A 21,288-nucleotide genomic window follows, 5' to 3' on the forward strand; every position below is an offset into this window, starting at 1 on the left:
CCAAAAAAGCTTCCCTGTCTTCGCGACAGGGAAGCTTTTTCCATGAACAATCCATCTATATTTCCAACGTTTCTCCAGCCTTCAATGGATGACCCTGAATGCCTGTTTTGGCTAGTTCGCCGCAAAAGGCCCCAGCGTCCTGTTTAATGCCCGGGAACGTGTCATAATGGACTGGGATGACATGCTTCGCACGAATCCACTGTGCGGCCAACAGGGCGTCCTGTGGCCCCATCGTCAATAAATCCCCAATCGGCAGCGCAGCTGCATCAATTTGGTTCATCTCTCCGATTAAGCGCATATCGCCAAACAAACTCGTATCGCCTGCATGATAGAATGTTTTGCCGCCCATCGTCAGAATGACGCCACCAGGCTGCCCTGCATAGATCCAGGTGTCCCCTACCGAAATGGATGAAGAATGAAAGGCTGGGGTAAACTTCACCTTAAAGCCATCGAATTGCGCGCTTCCGCCGATGTTCATCCCATGGGATTTGGCACCCAGGCTGCCGCAATACACGGCGAGTTCATAGACTGCGATAATCGGGCAATCATTCTGCTTCGCAATCTCGATGCAATCTCCAAAATGATCGGAGTGCCCATGCGTCAGGACAACCGCATCCACCTTTACGTCTTTGGGCTCGATCCCGGAGCCTGGATTCCCTGATAGCAGCGGGTCGATGATCACACGAACTCCGCCTTCTTCCACCAAAATGCTAGAATGGCCGTAATACGTAATATTCATGCTTAAACACACCTCCTACATACTAGTTTACCCATACGGGCACTACTTGTAAAAAGAGTGATTCCCTATTTTTTTAACGAACGTTCTTGAATGGTGTACCGTCAGATCCTGAGCCAGCTTCAAAGACAGGAAAAAGTACGTATCGTCCTTTACCTCTTTTTGGCCATGAAGTGCCGCATTCACGGATTTAATCGTCTCTTTGTTCGGCTTGACACGTTTAAGACGCCCGTTCGCTACAGGACTAAATTGGTGCTTTTGATAGATGACATCGGTAATGGTATCGGGAAAATTAGCTGACCGCAGCCGGTTTAAGACAACGTTAGCAACTGCTACTTTGCCTTCGTACGGTTCGCCTTCCGCCTCTGCCATGACAATCTTCTGGAGCAGAAGCAGTTCTTCAGCTGACAAATCATAGGTCCAGGTCGCTTTGGCTTTCTGATCCTGGGTTAACGTATTTGTTCTTGTGAAGAATAAAGTTGTGGGGGGTGATAAGCTTTCAGTCTGAGATTTGACGACATGCGTCCCCTTTTGTTTTGCCGGTTTCCCGTCCGCAGTCTGAGATTTCGATGGTTTCTTTTTCTCATCTGCAGTCTTCAATACTTGTTGCGAGTTCCAATATCCGTTTTCAGCCAAAACTATGCCTTTTGCGCTTGAAAAAGCATGACTCTTGCTCCCCGGCTTATTCCACTCTTGGAAAACAATTGAAGACAAAATATTGACAGGTTCCCTATCCTGCCTGGTACTCGCGTCTTTTACGAAGAGATCAGGGTCGTTGACAGGAGCCGGGGCAGCCGTCACAAACTTCGGCATATCCAGCTGCTGTTCTTCCCCTTCCGTTGCTTCGGTCTGCATTCCAAGTAAACTTATAAGAGACAAACTCACAAAGAGCGCTCCGATGAGCAGCGCAACCCAGCGATTTTGCCGTAGCACTTTCATAACCATACTTTTCCTCCTATGATGTCGGCACATTCCTACACTATGTAACCACATTTTTAGGCGTTGAAAACATGGTAATTTTATGAACATTCTATTTTCAATTACAAAAAAATGTCGAAAGCCGCGCCACACCTACTGTTTCGTACATCGGACTTGCATGCAAATTGGTTCGAAAAAGAACGAGTTGCTGCACTTCCCACTGGATGGGTTTGGGTCCTGTTCCGATAACATCCAATGAAAATTTTTGATTCCCTTGAAATTTTCGGCCAATCGTAATATGCGGACGAAACGGTCGCTCCTCCGGCACAAATCCGAAAGCCTCCATCCTCGATACCACCGATTGCTGAAGCTGAGACAGAGCATTCAAATCCCCGCCGACTCCCGCCCATAAAATTCTTGGCGAGGCGCTTGCCCCGAACACGCCGGCATCATAAAGGCCAAGCCTGAAGGGCTTATGCTCCTTGGCGACTTCCTGCAGCGCCGCTGTAAGCTCCGCTATGCGATTTGACGGCGTATCGCCTAGAAACTGTAAGGTAATGTGGTAATCCTGCGGATGAACCCATTTTTTGAAATTCACTTGCTCCCTCAATGTTTCCGTCCAATCCTGAATCCGGGAAGACACCTCGGAAGGCAGATGTACGGCAACAAATAAACGATCCATAGCTCCCTCAGCCGAATGGCTCAACTAAGACACTTCCTTCCAATCCTCTTTTATCCTAAGCAGCCACCGGCTGCTATAAGCACCATGTTTTCACGGTTCGTTTATAGTTTGAGCAATATTACCTGAAAATAGTATGAGGGTACATCAAATTCGCCTAAAAATATGATGAAGCTTCAATTTACCACAAAACGGACAATAATTCATGTACAAATTTACCAATCTCGATAGTTCGTCCATGCGCAAAGTTATGATTTCTGATAATATGTTCCCAAAGAGCGTTACGCTTTTATTCTGGTTTATATCACATTCCTTAGGAGGTAGCACCATGCCGAAAATCGTTGCCATACACGACTTAACCACCGAACAACAGCAAAAAATCAAGGATATCGCCCCTGACTACGAGCTGCTGGTCACAAAAGCGAAAGAGCTTACGCCAAGCATCGTTCAGGATACCGAAATCATGATCGGCTGGTCACGCTCCATACAGGAGGATATATTGTCTGCCAACAGCAAACTGAAATGGATTCAAGCATGGTCAGCCGGTGTGGATAAAATGCCGCTCAAAGAGCTCGAAAAAAGGGGCATTCAGCTTACCAATGCCAGCGGCGTACATAGCGTTCCAATCACGGAGCATGTTTTTGCGATGATGCTTGCCTTCACGCGCAACCTTCATCTCGCTATTCGACAGCAATCGAACAACAAATGGGATACGTCCGGCACGTTCACGGAATTGGCAGGCAAAACCATCGTCATCGTCGGCGTCGGCCAGATCGGCAGTCATACGGCACGCGTGGCCCAAGCGTTCGGTATGCGGACCGTCGGGGTCCGTCATTCCGGCAAGTCCGATCCTTATGTGGAAGCGATGTATAAGGTCGATCAGCTTGATGAAGCGCTGGCGGAAGGCGATTATATCGTGAACATCCTTCCCCTTACCGATGATACCCGTGGACTGTTCAATAAAGCAAGATTCTCGGCGATGAAGGACTCCGCCTTCTTCGTTAACGTAGGCCGGGGTCAAACCGTAGTAACCGAAGACATGATTCAGGCACTTCAATCCGGGTCATTGGCGGGTGCGGGACTGGATGTGTTCGAGGAAGAACCGCTTCCGTCAGACCATCCGCTGTGGAACTTGGACAACGTCATCATGACTCCTCATATGGCTGGCGATACGGATCGCTACGGCGAGCGTGCCGTAGATATTTTCCTTGAGAATTTACAGAGCTATGTAAGCGGTAAGCCGCTGTCCCGAAATGTAATCGACTATAGCAAATCCTATTGATCATGTGATTGGTACCTGGTGCTATAACTAGGTGCTATAACTAGGTGTTAATACCCCTGCTCCAGGAGCAGTTTTTGCAAACATAGTTTTTAGCAGTCCTAGCAGTTTTTACATGTCGATTGCACCGACACACCTTAAATGAAAACAGACGGCAGTTAGGTGGTTGTCGCTGTCATTCTCCGATTATCGAAATCAAGGAAACCTATACTTAGATGTTTATATGCTCTTTTGAAAAAGGAACGTCCCGAGGCTTCCTGCCATCTTGGACGTTCCGATTTCTTTATTAATATTGAGGAGGTTCAGAGAGCGATGCAGCCATATACGAGACGAGTCATTGAAGTGATCCAGAGCATCCCGGAAGGCTATGTAATGACGTATGGACAGGTAGCCGGACTTGCTGGCAGTCCCCGAGGTGCCCGTCAGGTGGTTAGAATACTTCACACCCTCAGTCATATTCACAAGCTGCCCTGGCATCGAGTCGTTAACGCCAAAGGAGAAATTGCCATCAAGGATGATGAATCCCGACTCATGCAGGAGCTATACCTTCAGGACGAAGGCGTTATCATCAATCATAAAGGCAAAATCGATTTGGAGAAATATCGTTATCATCCTCCTGAATAGAATCGGATAGCGGATTGTTAGCGTAGCCATCGGTTCATACAGCGATTAATTTATGCAGGCCATTTACTCATATCACCATTTACTCGCATAGTCATTTACTCACACAGCCATTCCTCGCATATCCATTTACTCGCACAGCCATATCTCCCTCACAAAGCTTCCCTTGCGCGTCGTTCCATGACGAAGCAGCTTCCAGCCTGTATTCACGAGCCGCTCCTTTAATGGCTCTGTACTGACAATGACAGCGCGATCTGACAAACGGCGTAAGCTACGGAGCATCTGTAATTTTTCCTCCTCTGGGAAAACCGAACACAGATTATACGGCAGATCCAGGACCGAGGCATCATAATGCCCCTGCAATGAATTCATATCCTGGATCGCAACCAGATTTTCATCGTAACCGTAATGCCTGAGATTCACTCTTGCTCCCCGAATGGCGAGCGGGTTAATATCCCGACCTTCGGCCGTGATCCCTATCGACAACGCCTCAATCAATACATTCCCCATACCACAGCAGGGATCCAGGAGCATCACTTCGCTTATTTGAGGAACTGCCAGGTTGACCAATGCCCTCGCGATCCGCGAGCTGAGGCCTGTAGAGTAATTTTGCGGTTTCTGTTTATGATCCAGCCATGCGCGTTCAGGCTCATGAAGGATTCCCAATCTCCAGATGCCGCCTGTGGACACCATCCCGAACGTGACATCCGGATCTTTCATCTGTGCGACTCCTGTCATTCGGCGGCCAACCATCCGTTCATACCCGCGTGATTGCTCATAACTGAACCGATCTCCCGCCTTGAGACAGACGACTTTGAAGGTTCTGTTCTTAAGATGAATAGAACCTGCCTTCTCTGCCATTCGCTCTACAGATTCTCCTGTTAGCCTGACATCAAGGCAAGCTGTTAAAAATGGACTTCGATCAGGATCAATCCAACGCTCGCTCTGAAGCCAATTCTCTCCTTCAGGCTCATGACCAAACAGCTCCGTCAGCTCCATGCAGCAGAGCTCCTGCTCCGTTTCATGACAGGCGTATGTGTACAGATAAGATGGCTTATTACTTACAAATTGCTCTCCAAAAGCAATATCATATTCGTGTAAACTCATCATTTATTTCTTCTCTCTTCTATTATATATGTGCGCAGTTGAAACCCCGTTATTTACTGTTGTTCCATCAACAGCCGATAGGATTCCAGGCAAGCGCGATAATCGCTCGCGGGCCTGACGATGAGGAACTCATCGCAGCCATATTGCTCTGCCATCTCCTGCAATCTGCCTCGCACACTTGCAGGGGGACCGACGATGAGCCGCTTAGGCGGGCCTGCAGAAGTGGAACCATCGGAAGCCACCTGAGAACCCCTAGTTTCTTCACTAGGCTTTCCTTGAGCGTATCCGTCCCCAGCAGGAGTGGTGTCTCTTCTTCCGATAGCACGGGAAACATCTGTTTCATGGATTGGTGCTGGTTTCCCGGAAACTGAGTCAAGGCTATGCTCTTGACCCTGCGTTGTCTTATTACAGGGTGTGTAACGGGCATCGGCTTCGCAGAGACCTTGCTTAGGGTCCGCGGCCACGTTTCGCTGCCCCGGCTGGGGATTGTCAGCCGCCAACTTCTCTGCCTCTTCCTGTTTCTTGGCACAAACCACGCTTACTGCTACCATCGCTCGTGGTTCTTGCAGATGAGCGCTTGGCTGGAAGCCTTCCCTGTATGCCCGAAGAATCTCCGCACCGTCCGCATCGCTCATGAACTGGCCTTATACATAACCCATGCCGAATTCAGAGGCGTAGCCTGCACCTTTCGTATTTGTGCCCAGCATCCACATTACCGGTTGAGCTGCGGGAACCGGCTTCGCAGCGACCGGCACATCTTCGTATCGATACCGGTCTTCCAGCAGCTCGGTCAAAGACCTGATCCGCTGCGGCACCTGAATTTACTATTCAGGGTGCATCTGTTCGCCTAAAAATATGATGAAGCTCCAATTTACTACCATAAATCAGATAAAAGTACATGTATAATTTCACCAATTCAATATGTCACCTGTGCGCAAAGTTTTGAATATGTTTCAAGAAGAATAACGTTTTTCTATGGCTGATGATCATATTTCTTAGGAGGTAGCACCATGCCGAAAATCGTTGCGATCCACGAATTAACTACCGAACAACAGCAAAAAATCAAGGAAATCGCCCCTGACTACGAGCTGTTGGTTTCAAAAGCCAAAGAGCTTAATCCCCCCCATCCATTCGAGAAGCCGAAATTCTAATCGGCTGGTCACGTTCCTTACAGGAGGACGTCTTGTCCACTGACAGTCAATTAAAATGGGATTCAAGCATGGTCTGCCGGTGTGGATAAAATGCCGCTGAGCGAGCTTGAGAACAAGGGAATCCAGCTTACCAACGCCAGCGGCGTACATAGCATTCCGATTACGGAGCATATTTTTGCGATGATTCTGGCCTTCACACGCAACCTGCATCTCGCCATTCGCCAGCAATCGAATAACAAATGGGATACTTCCGGCACCTTCAAGGAACTAGCAGGAAAAACGATATTGTCGGCGTTGGTCAGATCTGCAGTCATGCTGCCAAGGTCGCCCAGGCATTCAGCATGCGATCCGTCGGCCTCCGCCATTCCGGTAAATCGGATCCTCATGTCGAAGTCATGTATAAAGTCGATGAGCTGGACCAAGCTTTAGCTGAAGGCGATTTTATTATTAACATTTTACCACTGACTGATGAAACTAAGGGACTCTATAATGCTGGGCGTTTCGAGGCGATGAACGATGGGACGTTCTTCGTGAACGTAGGAAGAGGTCCGAGTGTCGATACAGATGCGTTGTTAGCGGCTTTGAGATCGGGGAAACTCTTTGGAGCAGGCCTCGATATGTATTAACAGGAGCCTCTGCCAAGCGACCATCCGCTGTGGGAGATGAAGAATGTCATTATGACGCCGCATACAGCGGGTGATACCGTACACTATTCCGATCGTGTACTCGATATTTTTATCGAAAATTTGAAAGCCTGGCAGCCCGCAAATGTTGTAGGGCTGCTTATTTTTCTCTACCCAATGCATATGCCAACAGCTGTACTTCCTGATAACCGTCAATTTCGACGTACTCCTTCAGCGGTCGTTGATACAACCCAGCAAAGATGCATCCCACATAATTCAATGACATGGCGACTTGTGATATCCTCTGAACAGCAGCTCCTCCTCGAACTAATATTTGTCTATATCCGTGTGCACCAAGCATATCTACAGATCGTGACATAGAGCCGCTAACGATAATAATTGCAGGTGCATGTGCAAATTCCTCCTGAAGGGTATACGACACTGACTTTAAATCAAGGCATTGCATTAGTTCTAATGAATGAGAAGTCGAATCATAACGGCAAATCTGCCCCGACAAGAGAGATTCCACTCTTCGTGCAATGACATAATAGTTTAGTTTTATACCTAATTCATGCTGACAAGACCAATCCGAATGATCTCTGTATTCAGCCGCACGCAACATCATCCCTAAATCCTCTAATTGAACGCTCGCTTCAGCATATTGTCGAACAGAAACCCGAGTATAAAGAATCTCTATTAGTTGTTTCTCCCTGTTTTTAGACTCTGGTAATGCCACTTTCACACGATCAACTATCCCTAAAGTGTAATTATCTGCACCAAGGCAATCCATAGCAGTCTTTGCACGGTCCTTCTCAGTCGTTAACAGTAAATTCTCATTGATCATGGCTTGGATCATTCCATAGGCATCCACCATCGCGAGCCTTACCTCCTAACGTATATACTCCAGTAATCGGTTCTTTCATAGGATCAATTTGCAGCAGTTCGCACCATTTTGCTTCATTCCATTGTGAAAGAGGGCTAAATAAGATCCCAAACGATGCTGCTGCTATTTGCATCTGGGCATATGAAACTCCCGTATCCAGATGAATGACACGATAAGCAAACGCTGAGTATTTTTTTTGTACACGATCCAGTGCTCCCGTTGTTACGATGAGAGATTCGAAAGAGCCAATATCAGTGCCTATCAATGCTTGTATTAAATTCGTTGGCTCCCGTAGAGGAGCAATATAGTGCAACGCGTGTAATTGTGGTTGGTAATAGTAAATACCATCTTCCATATCCTTCACACCCGATAACAATATATAAATCTGTACTGATCCCAAGTTACCTCCAGTCGGTAGATAACGTTGAACCTTCTGTTCATTAAAACCAACTTGCTGATGTATATCCCGGATTCCCGCACCACACAATAATATAGAAGATAGAATATCTAATGATAATTCGGTATTGTCTTCTGCCTTCAAGTCATGATATAACAAGCGACTGACATTGTGGCAGTCTTCAATAGAAAGCTTACCTAGCGGGACAACGGGATAATTATCATATTGCTTGGTTTCTTGTGACAATACTATATTACTCGTTTTATAATGAGCCTGATGTGCCTTCGGTGTATTGAACAGTTTGGAAGGAAATTGAACCTCATACTCATACTGCATAGGCAGAGGGGGCAGACTTGGTGTAACACCTTCGATAGGTAAACAGTTCTTACACCCTGGTCGTCGTGGCACTCTACGCTTAAAACCATGCCAATTAGACAAGTTCAATACCATATAATCCATACCTGTAATGGATGGACCCAATCCAGAGATGAAATTACATACTTCAAGAATAGTATATTGTGTCCACATATCCATTTCATGAACAAAACTTCCTGTGTTATCACGAAACTCTACAGTATCTCTCTGCAGTTCCTCTAAACATGCGTAACAAGCAGTTTCAACACTATCAAAATAAGGCCCGAGTAAGCCGGTATGCCCACATGTTAAGCTAAGTAACCAAGGAATCCTCTGCTGCGTACAAGCTTCGGCAAGCTCCTCTAATCTGAGATCCGTCAATTTACCAGTTACCATTGCTAATATAAACTTTTCATTTGTAATCCTAATATCTGAACCATAGTCCAAAAGAGTTACTTTACCAATACCCGCTTGAAGCAGCCCTTCCTGAAGCAACCCTACATCTTCATAGTTTGTGTATATTCCCATATGTAAATCAGCCAGTTTCTTCATTCCTTGGCTAGCACTTACATGGTTCCGAGTTGTATCCTGTTGTCTTTGAAAGTAAGCCAGAATTTCTGGATCAAATTCAGATGTATCCAGTGTACATTCAACCACAGCATCTTCTAACAATCCCCTAGAGTACAATAATGCAAGGCAATCGAGCATGGCTTCCCTGGATAATTCTCGAAAATGATCACATAATTGATCTAGATCGCGACTTCCATCCAACATCGGTAATATCTTAAGCAATATAGCAGATGTTTTGCCACGAATAATAACGAGTTCCTCTGCTCCATGAATCACAAAATGATCCTCAGCAGGTATAACTTCAAATGCAGGTGAGAATCTTGGCATTTGAGGCAAATGAAATTGCAGATCAGATTGTACAACTTTCCCCATTCGTCTAGCTGTAATAGGAGAAACCATGTTTACGATGCCTCCCTTCATGGACCTTGGCTAAGCAGCATTTACACCTCACATCAGACAGAGCTTGAAATTGATATATCCTTCTACTAATCACATGCATCTTCCAAACATAACCGCAAGGCAAAGCAGGATGAGCCTTATACGATTGAAGACCCGCGGCAATGGCAGCAGCCCAACCGGCAAATGCAGGTAAAGAACCACGAGGACCCGCTTCTAGATTACGGTCATAGTAGTCATAGATTTCTCTGGTATAAGCAGAAATAGGAGAGCCCTGCAACTCCAATTCCTTAAAGCATGAATAACAGGGGCCAACTTCAGGTACGATCACGGGGCCAATTTCGATGTAAGGGTGATCATAAACAACTGGAAGCCATGATCTATTATGTAGATATGCGAATTCGTTAAGTTGTTGAAGCAATCCTGAAGCATGGTGCCATAAAGCGAGTATGTTCAAATCAACAATGGGGATCATCTGAGGATCAATTTGAGTGGTTTGTATGGGTAATGATGTCACTTTTAGCGAAGGAATCCTTAAACCTAATTGGCTTGCAAAATCTTGCCCAAACTTCCCTACAGCAAGCACATGCAGCATACGTCCCATATTAAGGCCTCCTGTTGCTATCTCTTAATCTATCATTGACGAGTATTAGAGCCCGTTTCCTGAAGTGGACTCTTAGAACAGAATAGAGCGATTCCAAAAATTAATTTAACGAATGCATCCATATAAGCAAAATAACGAAACGGAATATGCGGTGAGTAGATACCGATAAAAGCATTCGCAAATAATGGAATTGATAGATAAATCATCGCCTTACCATGCACCCTTGAAAAGGGAATAAAATGTAAGGCAATAGCTAAAAACGCTCCTAACCAAACCATTCTATAATCTTGTTGCGTATAATATTTCCCTGAAAACAGCACTAATAGCAGAAACATGAATATAATCGAGATAAAAGTCATGCGCTTTTGAGGTCTTGTCGGGCGCCCAAATGAGAGTATACGATATAGGAATTTATTGTTTAATATCAATACGACTCCCAGAACATACCCTGGATAAAATATCGCTGGCAGCATTAGTTGTGGGCCTCCCATGGCTGCACTAGCCAGTATGACAATTGCCACCCATATTAACCAAAGTCCACAGATGCGTTTATTGAGAAACAGTTCTTCTCTCATAACTCCCAAGATCATTCCCCCCTATATCTCACAGTCTATCGCAATCATAATCTATGCGATAAGATTGCCAAATGGATATATTTACTGTATTCGATTAAATATAGACATATGACATGTCCAATAATTATGAATCAGTAAGATAAGGGGGCAATACCTAAAGCAAACCGAAATGTAGCTAACCTGTAAACCTAATGTAATAAGGAGAATCGACTATTCCTTATGGCTTGCTAAATATTGCATAACTTGAAGAATTGCTTTAAAACTTTCCACACCATATAGCAAACAAGTTTCATCAATATCAAAGTATTCAGTATGTACCTTGATCTCATCTCCTAAGTAAGACCCGATAAAATAATAGCACGTCTTTAATCCAGGCAAATCCCTATAGAACGAAAAGTCATCACTTGAAAATAAAAATGGACACTCGACTACTAACTTCTCCCCAAAACATTTCTGAAAGACCTTCTTCGTCAAATCCGTTAATTGCTCATCGTTATACAGTGGAGGATACACTGACACTTCTTTAACTGCATGTATGTTCTGAACTGACGGATGCTGGGTAATGCAAGATTGCAGGAGTTGCAAGCCGCTATGGTTACACTCGGAATCTTGAGATCGAAAGTTAACATACATTGTCAATTGACTTGCAGTAATATTGTAGTAACCATTAGTACTAATATGCGTAATCAAACATTTCCTCTCATCATGATTATATTCCTTACAAAAGTGCTCTATTTCAGCAAGCAGACTTGTCATACTGGTACCTTCAGCCGCATGACCGTAATAAAGATTAATAGTAAGCTCTATCGTTAAACTGGCTGCCATTATATTCGCAGGACGTAACGAGAAGTAACTTGCATATAAATTAGGTGTGACATGCAGCGCATACATATAATCAATATGAAGAGTTTGTAGAAACGGCAGTAACTTACGAGCCCCAGCAAATACTTCTTCTGCAGCTTGGAACACAAACACCACATTTACATTGCACTTGTCCAATGAATCAACGTAGAGCAGGAAATGCAGCAATATTGTCATATGGGCATCATGACCACATGCGTGATGCATTCCCTCATTTTGACTACGATACTCCACTTGCTTTTGATCGATCAGAGGTAATCCGTCAAGTTCAGCTCGAAATGCTACCGTTAATGTATTGTCAGGAGACGTACTGTACCTCACAATCAAGCCTTTCTCAGAATCGTGAACAATGATCATGTTAGTTGTTCGACTCTCAATAAACTGCCTGATGAATTCTCTAGTCTTTACTTCCTTACCCGCAATCTCTGGATAAGAGTGCAATTGTCTCCTCGTTTGCTTCAGCTCTTCTAGACTCCAAATGCTGGTCATGCGGTTTCACGAACAGATTCTTTCGTTTTGTAATAAGCTTTGTAATAATAGGCGAAATAGGCAACCAACGCGATCAGCACAAGATAGCCAAAAATAATCAATAAATTCAAAGCTAAAGATCCAGGATCAGTCAATGAGGCAATAGCTTGATTCGTATAATAACCGGGGAAGATACGCTGCACATAGACCATAAATTGAGGGACCTGGAAAAATCCGACCGAAGTAATTGTCGTTGACATCACTAAAGCGTAAAGTGGAAAGGATACGGTTTGCAGCGTGACGATGTCAAATATAAATCCGAGACAAATACCAGCCAATACGTAAAACACACTGGAGTATAGCAAAATTAATTCGGTAGCCAACAATTGCCCATCAAATTGCAAGCCGTAAAAGACAACACCAAACACTATAATTACACAGATGATAATTAGATTTAAGAGGGTTTGTACAAATGCGGTTACAACTATAAATTTAGCTGGAGAATACGGGGTGATAACCAATACTTTACGAATATAGGTTTGAGATCGTGCAACGCGTGTGCTTAAAGTATTGATCCCTGAACCAACTGTTGCAAATGTAGTCGCCAACACTGCTAACCAGCTAAGGAATTGATTATAGTCAGCTGAGCTTTCCGGTTGCATGGTTTGAGCTAGAAATACCCAGAAGCCTAACGGAACTAACATTGTAAAGAAAATAAAACGCTTATTCCGAAGCACCTTAACAATCTCATATTTAAGAATATTAAGCATATCTGCCCTCCTCATCACTTACACCCTGCATATAAATGTCCCTATATACATCTTTCACATCTTTAAACCGTTCGGCATAATTCACATGCTGTTCATTTAAATAGAAGAGCAACTGATCATTCACAACCGATCCTGGAACGTACAAGATATCATCAACTATTCGTCCACCATAGTCGCGACAGACGGTTGATATCGTTTCAACAGCCGCATTTGCAATAACAAGTATACGTTCATTTTGCATTTCAACCTTGGAAATATCTTTTACGACCACACCATCCTTTAAGAAGATGAAGCGATCACAATAATCATTTAACTCGTCTAAATTATGAGAAGTGACGAAGATCGTTCTTTGTAACTTCTTTAGCTGAAGAATCTGCTTCCAGAATAGTCCCCTCGACTGAACATCCATCCCATTTGTAGGCTCATCTAAAAACAGTAATTTAGGGGCTACCAATAATGCGATCGCAAGGGACAGCCTTCGCTTTTGTCCACCAGACAAGCTATCAACCTGATTCTTGGCAACACTCGATAATTCTGTTGACTGCAGAACGTCATCAACCAAATTTTTCACACCATAGTAACTCTGATGTAAATCCAATACTTCACGAACTCTGAGATTTTCAGGAAAATAGTCATTTTGAAACATGACCCCTACATCATGCGTCGGACGAAATTGGCGATAAATGCTGCCACCATCTGGAGTTAATAAATCCAACATCAGATTAATAATCGTTGACTTACCACTACCATTGGGACCAATCAACGCAACACATTCACTACCTTTAAGTGTAAAGGAAACATTTTCAAGAACAATTTTCTTGCCAAATCGTTTAGAAACCTCGGAAAATTGCAAAATCTCCACATTACTCACCTCATCTTGTATGATTCATACAGCTACAATCAAAGAAAATTGGGTTAATGACGGAAGTCAAGCTTATGCGATGATCTGTGATGAGCAATTTACGTTCATGAAGTTGTCCCAAGCGGATAGAATAAGAAGCAAACATATCAACCAGCACTTTTACATACTCCGTTAGATAATAGTGTCTGGATAAACTAGAATAACCCTTATTTCCTATTATTGTATAATTTTCTTGTGTTTCAATCAAACATAACATGCATGATTCCTGTTCTACCTGATAGAAGGGGCCAATTTCGATGTAATTTCCATTTCTTACCTTACACAATAATAGACTCCTAACCCGATCTCTATTCAGATTTTTTAATAAATCGTACAATTCAGTGCTGTTCTCATACGTTACAATACCATGTACGACAACCTCACCTTCTTGATCACGTTCCGTTCGATCAGACAAAGCATCCCATACTGCACAAGGAGTTCCAATAAATTGAAAGGATGCTTGACGCATTTGAGCGATGGCCTGCTCCGACAAAATGGAAGGGTCGCATCCTTCAGCTTGTTCTATAACCCTTTTCATTATGGCGTATAATTCTACATCCTGTTCGTTAATAAAAATGCCACGAGCATACAACTGACGGGCTAATTCATAATCCAACATTACTTCCTCTTGCTCCATAAGCTCTAACAAACGAGAACCATCTGTTATGTTCTTTAGTGTAGCTACTGGCTTGGATCGCCGAAACACATTAAAAATGCCCCAACCATCCGCATATTTTTCAATCGTATAAAATGGATTTCGCATAATGTGCCGATCACCCCGTCAAAGTATCACGCTATATATACAATGTAAATATTTATTACGGCGGATGTTTAATAGCTCTTCAATGCGATCTATAAACATTCCAGCGATAGGTCGGGAAGTTTGGCCAAGTGCTGCGGATAACAATTGAATGTTTTGACATATATGCCCAGACTCAATCAAACTTAATGGATAAGAAGCAAAGCCGTACTTCTGAAATAAATAACGATAATTAGAAATAAAAAAAATAAATATGGATGCATTGGTCAACGAGTTTCCTGACACAGGCGACTGAAATTGAGAAGCAGGAAACAATCGCTCTATTTCCTTATGATCTACTTTACCGCGAAGCCGATAAAGAATATGCTCCTCGGCACCATAGCGATATAATCCATCCGGCAACCCTTCAACCCCTTTAGCAATAAAGAACAGAAGAACAGAATACATGGCTCCCCCTGATGGATAGGTTCGGAATCGAACGGGGACATCCATATCTAAATCTAATCCATCCCCAGGTCTGTTTCCTGCAGAATAAGCAAGCAGGATTGATAATTGTTCAATCGTCCATGTATACTCGAACTCATCAAAGGAACTGGAACGCCTGCTGTGCAGTACTTCGAGTAGTCGCTTTTGGACTAAATCATATTCTCCGCAATCCTGAAAGAGTGGGATAGCCTCCTCATAGATGTATGTTGGTAAACTATCATCACTCTTGATGTCACGTGGTTCAAAGTGTGTACGCCAGGCGATTGACCTTTGCTTATATTTTTCGATAAACTGGAAAAAATCTTTATAATTAAAGAACTCATTATATTCTCTGATTAATGATTCTTCCATAATCCTCTCCTTCTGCTTGAAATACATGAACCAAGCCGTCTATTGGACCTCATGATAGCAAGAGCAACGCGGATTGTGCGGTGGAATAACTGTAGAACATGAATAATCGTAATCCCGAGCCATCACTTTTCGTTCATGCGTCTTTGCTAGAGTGGTCATATATAATGTGTAATAATCAATTAGAGCCTTTAGGTACTCATCTTCTAACATCTCTGTCGGGGAACAATCATGATGGAATGTATAGATAAGTTGAAAGTTATCCAAATTATGAACCATACAATCAAAACAAAAAAATTCCGTAACCTGATAGCACGGTCCAATCTCCAACACTGTATTATTTTTCACCTTACATAAGAACACCGTGGAGCAATAATCTCGGTTAATCTGACTCACAAGCTGTTGTAATTCACTAATCGTTTCATAGATAAATAGGTAATGAAAATATTGCGCATTGGCGTTGCCTGAAAACACGGATAATCCAGTTAGCTTAAACTGATGAGCCTCATTCATTATCACCCGAATATCTGTCTTCTGTAGACATTGAATTATCACTTCTGAACTCCTATAACGATCAATTGCAGCTTCAAACTGTTCTGTCCACGCGAGCAGTTTACTATAAACCGCCATCTGTCTCTCATCTAATAAGATCCCTCGCTGAGAGAGCTTATATAATAGTTCATTATTCATATCGAGCGAACTTCCATCCAGGTGATACTTCAGAATCGTATTTGCGTTTGTACCCTTCAGCTTCAATATAGGATTGTCTCTATAAATATTCCAAACTACTAGATCATTCTCTACGCTTTCTATTCGATAAAACGGATTTAGCATATACAAGCCTCCTGTTTATCCAAAAAACAGACAATAAACAATATGTTTGTACTTATTTTTGCTGATGCCTAGAGCTTCAGCGATCTTATCCGAAAAATACCCACAGGAAGGCAAGGAACGCTTCTCCATAGAGGTTGAGACAAGCTGCATATTCTGTCCAATATGGCCGGCTTCAAGTAGAGCGAGCTGATGAGCAAGACGACCATACTTAGAAAAGCTATATTCTAAATTTGCTACTAATACAGCTATAAACGCTGTATTGGCTAAAGAACGATTATCATCCATTTGATAAGTTGTCATGGGAAACAGACCTGCAAGCTCACGTTCTGAATATTCCCTTTCTATTTGGAATAGAGCATTCTCCTCCGCAACATACTTATAAAAACCTGGTGCAAGCTCACTTACTGCGCGAGCATAAATATAAAGTTCAACTGGATAGAGCGCGCCTCCTGAAGGGTAAGTTCGTAAGGAGTTCTCTCCCATTTCCGTTTCCCCTAAATTTCCAATTACCTTCGTTTCTGTCCGTACTCCCGCTGCCAGGGAAAGTAATACAGCAAGATCATGCAAATGCCAAGACTGATCCATCTGGCTTAATACATAGGATTTTCTAGCACGCAAACAATCCATAAGCTTGGCATCGTTCATTGTTTCTTGTAACGGTATATCTGGCAATGAAACTTTCAACCATTGAGACTGCACCTTATCCGAAGGATTAGGTAAAGAATAATTTGAACGTGGAGCATGATAAGAACGCCACGCAACCGATCGCTGTTCCGATTTCATCAAATCTGTAAACAAGTCATCATAATCAAATTGCTCCAGTTTGCTCAAAAAAACTTCCTTCGACACGCAGTTCCCCTCCAAGCTCCTTTAACAGATAATACACAGCACATTCATACTCAGGAACAATACCTATTCGATTAAAAAACATATGTAAATGTGAATATAAAATGGAACGAAACCGCTTATCGTCCTTTATAGCATCTGCAATCTGGGTTAAGCCCTCCAATAATCCATCTTGGAATTCCAGATAGGTTGCATCCACTGCCAATCTCGCCACAATCTTCTGAATTGCAGCAACTTGCCGACGACAATGATTCAATAATGTTTCCGCATACTGTAAATCCGTTATCGAGTAAAGCTGTACCCAGCTTTGCATACAATTCTGATAGAATTCTTCCAGCGCTATCTTTGGCATTAACTGCTCCCATATCTTATGGGTTAGCCGATTCACAATAGCTAATGCATAAATAAATCTTGTGCTTAGAGAATTGCCTCTTGTAGCTTCAATAACCGCTGTCGCATACTTACTTGAAATCATAAATAAGTGCTCTGTAAGAGGCATAAGCTCCTGGCCACCGTAGCGATCATATTCCGGCTCATAATCCGCAGCAAGGATCTCACCATGTGCATGCCATGGAAGTGAGTCCAGTGTCCGTGGCACTCCATCGAACTTATGATTCTGATAATACTTTTCTTTCGATAACTGCGGGATTGTACTACGATCGACAAAAAACTGACGTATTGCTTCACAAAACTGCTCACTTAGATCATACTCACTTGGTGGCATCCATCTTAGCCGAATATGAGGGCCACCTTCCCAATACCTTATATAAAACCACTTTTGCAATTTCCCTTCACGAACATGTCCTTGTAAATAAGCCCCTAAAAGTAAGATTAATTCATCATGAACTGTATAATCATGAACAAAAACATAGCGAGCTTCCCACTTCATTCAGATCCCTCCTAGACATAATTTCTTTCTCTGCCTTAAAGTGATTAAGGGAATGGATGCGGGTCCTGATTGACAATAAAACGTTCAGATAATCCCCTTCGTTGTCGTTCCATTAACAACCGGTTGTGAATCACTCGTTTATGCTGATTGCCAAAAGTCATTGGCAACATCCCTGGGACAATGACCTTAACTGCACATAAACCAGCTTCCTCGATATGTTGTGGGGTAACATTTACAATTAGCACGTCCGAGTAATATTGCAAGACAAGCTGTATCAGATTTTCCAAGTCTCTCTTTAGATCGAGATGATTAAACTTATCTCTTAAGCCATTGTGTGCGTAGAGATCCCGAATTGGTACAGGATTACGATCACATTGAATAAAATTCAATCTTTGAGCGTTAGATTCCGTAGCATAAAACAGCACATGATCTTCAAACTCCGTTACTCCTTCTGGGTTTCCTTCCAGCCATGCCACACGCTCACGCACTCTATCATCTTTCGCAAGTAAGTGTTCATAGATCGGTAGCGACGTTAGAACTTCCAAAGCTGCACCCTCAATAGCCTTTTCTGGAATTAAGTGCGCTGCGGCGGCATTATAAGACTTCATACGTCCATTCGCGCTGGTATTGTTGGCAAGCGCCCATATACTTGGAATACCAAGTTCCATCGATATGTCGAAAAAGTGGACTTCGATCCCGTCCTGACGAGCATAAAACAACAACCGCTCCAATTGTGGCGATTGAATACCATGTATATCTATCTCCTGTAATGGGAGCTGATTATACCAGGCGCACAGAAAATTATCACGCTCTATGAGTTCTAAGAGTCCGTAAAGAACGGCTTCTTCATACGTACTGCCAAGCGCCATACCGTTAGAGCTGTCGTATGCAAAACGATTGCCATTGGAGCGATAAAAGGCATCTCCGAAAAACACTAACTGTTCCGGAACTAGAAGCTTTCGATCTTCTTTACAAGAATATGCATATTTCCAATAGATAGGTAAATTATCGTTATAAACTTTCAAATCATATTTGGGGTGGTTTATCTCTTCCTCACTGTGGAGTCCAAAAGCAACAGGATTGATTGCTTGTCCAATAAGCTCTTCATATGGCTCATAAATCGTAGACTGCGCACGCCGATCAAAGATACCGCAATATCGCTCCAACCCTTCAAGGAACCCTAACTTGGCGGCGGCTGTTCGCGAATAACTCCTGCCATATCCAGATTCGGTATAATCTTTCGTTACTTTCATTTCCACACCACTTGATTCAACATATGCGGAACGAAGCTCACGGAACTGTCTACGGAAGATTCCTGTATTAGGATCGAGAAATTGTTCCTGCAGTATGGAAATATCAATGGCAGGATTAACTCGATACTCGTTTACATGCTTTTTAGGAACACTTTGCAGCCTCCCCTCAAAGCTGACTTCATCTTTCATATACTCTCCACATGCTGGACATCGTTCATCCTTCACGACACGATAACTGGTGATTCGATCTGTTGCGAGATTAACGTGTTCCATACGATTTACATACCTATCCTGAAGCGATGGGTTCTGCTGAAGCAATCCGATTAAATCTACAATTAACGAAACATGCGCATCATTCAATAGACTTGGCAATGTCATACCTGTCGTCACACTAAGAATAGATTCATAGAAAGGCTCATGCATTCGTGCCTCCAGACAAGCTGGACAACTATCCACAGAAGATTTACGAAACGGTCCGACCACCAGTGTGTCTATAACAGCTTGAAATGAAAAAACGTTGGATCGTTCTACATATATTTCCTTAAGTTTCTCATATTGCAGATTATCCTCTAGTATATAAAGTGAATGCAGGGTAGCATCACAAGCATCTACCATCTGATATGCGATACCTTCCTCATGCAAACGCAATACCACTTTTCTTAATAACTCACTATTATTGTTGTATAACGCAATCTTCTCCACTACTACACCTCTCTCTTTTTTAAATAGAGTACATGTAGGTTAGCGAGAGTCTCTGCACTCATTTCATACACTTGAAAACGAGTTTGTATCGCCTGTAAAACAAGCTCAGCCTGCGCTTTCGGGAGATCTATAAAGACCTCAGGCAATGGAACAACATCATCATCTGCTATATGCCCACTTATTTTTATTTTATTTTGATAGTTAATGGCAAAATAGTGTTGCAGTACATCATGAACCAGAACTTCCACATCCCCCCCATAAATCGTCTGTGTACAAGGACGATCCGATTGAAAGGCTGTCACAGCATAAACATGAAGTTCGGTATTCTGTTGAATCTCGACCCTCAATTGCTGCCGCTCCCTCTCCGGGACAAACTGATCTATCATCTTCGTGACAGATGTACTTGCTGCTGGTCTAATCTTGCAATACGAAAGAGAGTAACGTTTAATCTTTGGATCAAATGCAGGTTCAAAGAGTAATCGCGTACATTTATTTACCAGTTGTCGCATGTCCTCAGCAACGACCCAAGATCCATCTGAATATAGTCCTGCCATAATATGTTCCAAATTTGCATAACTACAGTGAATTATTTGCTCAATTTGACTCCTGCCCACAAAATATGTTCCATCCTGGGAAACGGAAACTTTATATGGGATCTGGTCCCAAATTTGGTCTCGAACAATAAATTCATGCAGAAGATTGTTTTCCAATTGCTCAAGTCTGGTCAATTGTTGCAATGGATCTTGCTGATCACTTATCTTGATTTCTGAAAGATCGGTCTCCCAAAGAGGGAAATCTGATAACAGCTTTATTTCACGTGTAATATGGGAGCGTTGAAGATCAACGAAAATGCGCTTTGGAGTAAAGCTCTGGAGTTTATCTTCATTCCTGATCATCAAATGATGAACGTAAAGTTCTAATATAGGATCGGCTTGCTCTGCTAATAGATTCGCTTTAAGCTCCTTTTGATTCAAAGGAGACAGATGGTTAGCGATTAACCCTTTACCTGTCCCCAGACAAATAAATTGCAGTGCTTCTTCTTGGTCCATTCTCAGTGCTGCTGCAGCAGTTTCCATCGAAACCTGATTTGAGGCTACATTGATATTCCTGGTAAGCTTATCGACAATCGTATCACTTACCTCGATGATCGCTGAATCCAATGAGCCCATCATGGCCTTCACCTTATCGTGTAGTTCCGGTTTCAGAGCAAGCTGAAACAGACCCTTACTACTATAAATATAAAACTTGCTGCGATTGTTCACTAAATAATTGGTCAT

At 43.0% G+C, this 21,288-nt stretch carries 24 protein-coding genes; 4 read left to right on the forward strand and 20 right to left on the reverse strand.

The features are described from left to right. Positions 1-55: 55 nt before the first annotated feature. From AB4124_RS04665 to thpR, 3 genes are all read right to left on the reverse strand, one after another. Positions 56-739 (reverse strand): metal-dependent hydrolase, encoded by a 684-nt coding sequence (locus AB4124_RS04665; RefSeq protein ID WP_076324741.1) that lies wholly within the window; start codon positions 737-739, stop codon positions 56-58. Between the two features lie 42 nt (positions 740-781). After that, positions 782-1,681, reverse strand: a complete 900-nt coding sequence (locus AB4124_RS04670) for a cell wall hydrolase (RefSeq protein ID WP_441971386.1) — start codon at positions 1,679-1,681, stop codon at positions 782-784. Positions 1,682-1,772: 91 nt separating this feature from the next. Then, a complete protein-coding gene (gene thpR, locus AB4124_RS04675) occupies positions 1,773-2,360 on the reverse strand; it encodes an RNA 2',3'-cyclic phosphodiesterase (RefSeq protein ID WP_441971388.1) in 588 nt (195 codons plus the stop codon). Between the two features lie 301 nt (positions 2,361-2,661). Here thpR and AB4124_RS04680 point away from each other — a divergent pair, with 301 nt between their 5' ends. Next, complete coding sequence (locus AB4124_RS04680; protein ID WP_441971390.1) at positions 2,662-3,615, forward strand: D-2-hydroxyacid dehydrogenase; 954 nt, start codon at positions 2,662-2,664, stop codon at positions 3,613-3,615. Between the two features lie 309 nt (positions 3,616-3,924). Beyond that, the gene (locus tag AB4124_RS04685) at positions 3,925-4,236 is read left to right on the forward strand and encodes an MGMT family protein (RefSeq protein WP_441971392.1); all 312 of its coding nucleotides are present in this window, start codon (positions 3,925-3,927) and stop codon (positions 4,234-4,236) included. Between the two features lie 126 nt (positions 4,237-4,362). On the opposite strand, the gene AB4124_RS04690 is transcribed toward AB4124_RS04685, so the two are convergent. Genes AB4124_RS04690 through AB4124_RS04700 form a run of 3 tightly spaced genes read right to left on the reverse strand, consistent with a single transcriptional unit; the run spans position 4,363 to position 6,134 of the window. Then, positions 4,363-5,343: a TRM11 family SAM-dependent methyltransferase gene (locus AB4124_RS04690; RefSeq protein WP_441971394.1), complete on the reverse strand. Its 981-nt coding sequence runs from the start codon at positions 5,341-5,343 to the stop codon at positions 4,363-4,365. A 50-nt stretch (positions 5,344-5,393) separates the two neighbouring features. Further along, positions 5,394-5,975, reverse strand: a complete 582-nt coding sequence (locus tag AB4124_RS04695) for a hypothetical protein (protein WP_441971396.1) — start codon at positions 5,973-5,975, stop codon at positions 5,394-5,396. A gap of 9 nt (positions 5,976-5,984) precedes the next feature. Then, positions 5,985-6,134, reverse strand: a complete 150-nt coding sequence (locus AB4124_RS04700) for a hypothetical protein (RefSeq protein WP_441971398.1) — start codon at positions 6,132-6,134, stop codon at positions 5,985-5,987. Positions 6,135-6,350: 216 nt separating this feature from the next. Between AB4124_RS04700 and AB4124_RS04705 the strand changes: the two genes are divergently transcribed. Both AB4124_RS04705 and AB4124_RS04710 read left to right on the forward strand, forming a co-directional pair. After that, positions 6,351-6,491 (forward strand): hypothetical protein, encoded by a 141-nt coding sequence (locus AB4124_RS04705; protein ID WP_441971400.1) that lies wholly within the window; start codon positions 6,351-6,353, stop codon positions 6,489-6,491. 239 nt (positions 6,492-6,730) lie between these two features. Beyond that, entirely contained in the window at positions 6,731-7,117 is a 387-nt protein-coding gene (locus AB4124_RS04710) for an NAD(P)-dependent oxidoreductase (protein ID WP_441971402.1), read from the forward strand. A gap of 157 nt (positions 7,118-7,274) precedes the next feature. Here the strand turns inward: AB4124_RS04710 and AB4124_RS04715 are convergent, their stop codons facing one another. From AB4124_RS04715 to AB4124_RS04780, 14 genes are all read right to left on the reverse strand, one after another. Beyond that, positions 7,275-7,988 (reverse strand): nitroreductase family protein, encoded by a 714-nt coding sequence (locus AB4124_RS04715; RefSeq protein WP_441971403.1) that lies wholly within the window; start codon positions 7,986-7,988, stop codon positions 7,275-7,277. Continuing rightward, a complete protein-coding gene (locus tag AB4124_RS04720) occupies positions 7,948-9,717 on the reverse strand; it encodes a SagB family peptide dehydrogenase (RefSeq protein WP_441971405.1) in 1,770 nt (589 codons plus the stop codon). Before AB4124_RS04720 ends, AB4124_RS04715 begins: the two co-directional genes overlap by 41 nt. Beyond that, positions 9,695-10,318, reverse strand: a complete 624-nt coding sequence (locus AB4124_RS04725; protein WP_441971407.1) for a hypothetical protein — start codon at positions 10,316-10,318, stop codon at positions 9,695-9,697. Before AB4124_RS04725 ends, AB4124_RS04720 begins: the two co-directional genes overlap by 23 nt. A 32-nt stretch (positions 10,319-10,350) precedes the next feature. Beyond that, entirely contained in the window at positions 10,351-10,893 is a 543-nt protein-coding gene (locus AB4124_RS04730) for a DUF6609 family protein (RefSeq protein WP_441971644.1), read from the reverse strand. Positions 10,894-11,103: 210 nt separating this feature from the next. Beyond that, positions 11,104-12,243 (reverse strand): M20 metallopeptidase family protein, encoded by a 1,140-nt coding sequence (locus tag AB4124_RS04735; protein ID WP_441971409.1) that lies wholly within the window; start codon positions 12,241-12,243, stop codon positions 11,104-11,106. Next, positions 12,240-12,992 (reverse strand): hypothetical protein, encoded by a 753-nt coding sequence (locus tag AB4124_RS04740; RefSeq protein WP_441971411.1) that lies wholly within the window; start codon positions 12,990-12,992, stop codon positions 12,240-12,242. Before AB4124_RS04740 ends, AB4124_RS04735 begins: the two co-directional genes overlap by 4 nt. Next, positions 12,985-13,854 (reverse strand): ABC transporter ATP-binding protein, encoded by an 870-nt coding sequence (locus AB4124_RS04745; RefSeq protein ID WP_441971413.1) that lies wholly within the window; start codon positions 13,852-13,854, stop codon positions 12,985-12,987. Before AB4124_RS04745 ends, AB4124_RS04740 begins: the two co-directional genes overlap by 8 nt. Positions 13,855-13,864: 10 nt before the next feature. Continuing rightward, the gene (locus tag AB4124_RS04750; protein WP_441971414.1) at positions 13,865-14,656 is read right to left on the reverse strand and encodes a hypothetical protein; all 792 of its coding nucleotides are present in this window, start codon (positions 14,654-14,656) and stop codon (positions 13,865-13,867) included. Between the two features lie 18 nt (positions 14,657-14,674). Beyond that, positions 14,675-15,490, reverse strand: coding sequence for a SagB family peptide dehydrogenase (locus AB4124_RS04755; protein WP_441971416.1), 816 nt, complete (start codon positions 15,488-15,490; stop codon positions 14,675-14,677). Positions 15,491-15,529: 39 nt separating this feature from the next. Then, positions 15,530-16,321 carry a hypothetical protein gene (locus AB4124_RS04760; RefSeq protein ID WP_441971418.1) on the reverse strand — a complete coding sequence of 264 codons (792 nt, stop codon included), beginning with the start codon at positions 16,319-16,321 and terminating at the stop codon, positions 15,530-15,532. 15 nt (positions 16,322-16,336) lie between these two features. After that, a complete protein-coding gene (locus AB4124_RS04765) occupies positions 16,337-17,170 on the reverse strand; it encodes a SagB family peptide dehydrogenase (RefSeq protein ID WP_441971420.1) in 834 nt (277 codons plus the stop codon). Beyond that, positions 17,130-18,056, reverse strand: a complete 927-nt coding sequence (locus tag AB4124_RS04770; protein WP_441971422.1) for a thiopeptide-type bacteriocin biosynthesis protein — start codon at positions 18,054-18,056, stop codon at positions 17,130-17,132. The genes AB4124_RS04765 and AB4124_RS04770 overlap by 41 nt, the downstream gene beginning before the upstream one ends. A 44-nt stretch (positions 18,057-18,100) precedes the next feature. Next, the gene (locus AB4124_RS04775; RefSeq protein WP_441971424.1) at positions 18,101-20,011 is read right to left on the reverse strand and encodes a TOMM precursor leader peptide-binding protein; all 1,911 of its coding nucleotides are present in this window, start codon (positions 20,009-20,011) and stop codon (positions 18,101-18,103) included. Positions 20,012-20,013: 2 nt separating this feature from the next. Then, entirely contained in the window at positions 20,014-21,288 is a 1,275-nt protein-coding gene (locus tag AB4124_RS04780) for a hypothetical protein (protein WP_441971426.1), read from the reverse strand.

This window comes from Paenibacillus sp. 2KB_20 (assembly GCF_052115765.1).
In the GTDB taxonomy this organism is placed as follows: Bacteria; Bacillota; Bacilli; order Paenibacillales; family Paenibacillaceae; genus Paenibacillus_AQ.

Bases quoted from the DNA above. Each gene is read 5' to 3' on its own strand.
- AB4124_RS04665 (WP_076324741.1), bottom strand. From the start codon at position 739: ATGAATATTACGTATTACGGCCATTCTAGCATTTTGGTGGAAGAAGGC.
- AB4124_RS04670 (WP_441971386.1), bottom strand. From the start codon at position 1,681: ATGGTTATGAAAGTGCTACGGCAAAATCGCTGGGTTGCGCTGCTCATC.
- AB4124_RS04680 (WP_441971390.1), top strand. From the start codon at position 2,662: ATGCCGAAAATCGTTGCCATACACGACTTAACCACCGAACAACAGCAA.
- AB4124_RS04685 (WP_441971392.1), top strand. From the start codon at position 3,925: ATGCAGCCATATACGAGACGAGTCATTGAAGTGATCCAGAGCATCCCG.
- AB4124_RS04690 (WP_441971394.1), bottom strand. From the start codon at position 5,343: ATGATGAGTTTACACGAATATGATATTGCTTTTGGAGAGCAATTTGTA.
- AB4124_RS04695 (WP_441971396.1), bottom strand. From the start codon at position 5,975: ATGAGCGATGCGGACGGTGCGGAGATTCTTCGGGCATACAGGGAAGGC.
- AB4124_RS04705 (WP_441971400.1), top strand. From the start codon at position 6,351: ATGCCGAAAATCGTTGCGATCCACGAATTAACTACCGAACAACAGCAA.
- AB4124_RS04710 (WP_441971402.1), top strand. From the start codon at position 6,731: ATGGGATACTTCCGGCACCTTCAAGGAACTAGCAGGAAAAACGATATT.
- AB4124_RS04715 (WP_441971403.1), bottom strand. From the start codon at position 7,988: ATGGTGGATGCCTATGGAATGATCCAAGCCATGATCAATGAGAATTTA.
- AB4124_RS04720 (WP_441971405.1), bottom strand. From the start codon at position 9,717: ATGGTTTCTCCTATTACAGCTAGACGAATGGGGAAAGTTGTACAATCT.
- AB4124_RS04725 (WP_441971407.1), bottom strand. From the start codon at position 10,318: ATGGGACGTATGCTGCATGTGCTTGCTGTAGGGAAGTTTGGGCAAGAT.
- AB4124_RS04730 (WP_441971644.1), bottom strand. From the start codon at position 10,893: ATGAGAGAAGAACTGTTTCTCAATAAACGCATCTGTGGACTTTGGTTA.
- AB4124_RS04735 (WP_441971409.1), bottom strand. From the start codon at position 12,243: ATGACCAGCATTTGGAGTCTAGAAGAGCTGAAGCAAACGAGGAGACAA.
- AB4124_RS04740 (WP_441971411.1), bottom strand. From the start codon at position 12,992: ATGCTTAATATTCTTAAATATGAGATTGTTAAGGTGCTTCGGAATAAG.
- AB4124_RS04750 (WP_441971414.1), bottom strand. From the start codon at position 14,656: ATGCGAAATCCATTTTATACGATTGAAAAATATGCGGATGGTTGGGGC.
- AB4124_RS04755 (WP_441971416.1), bottom strand. From the start codon at position 15,490: ATGGAAGAATCATTAATCAGAGAATATAATGAGTTCTTTAATTATAAA.
- AB4124_RS04760 (WP_441971418.1), bottom strand. From the start codon at position 16,321: ATGCTAAATCCGTTTTATCGAATAGAAAGCGTAGAGAATGATCTAGTA.
- AB4124_RS04770 (WP_441971422.1), bottom strand. From the start codon at position 18,056: ATGAAGTGGGAAGCTCGCTATGTTTTTGTTCATGATTATACAGTTCAT.
- AB4124_RS04780 (WP_441971426.1), bottom strand. From the start codon at position 21,288: ATGACCAATTATTTAGTGAACAATCGCAGCAAGTTTTATATTTATAGT.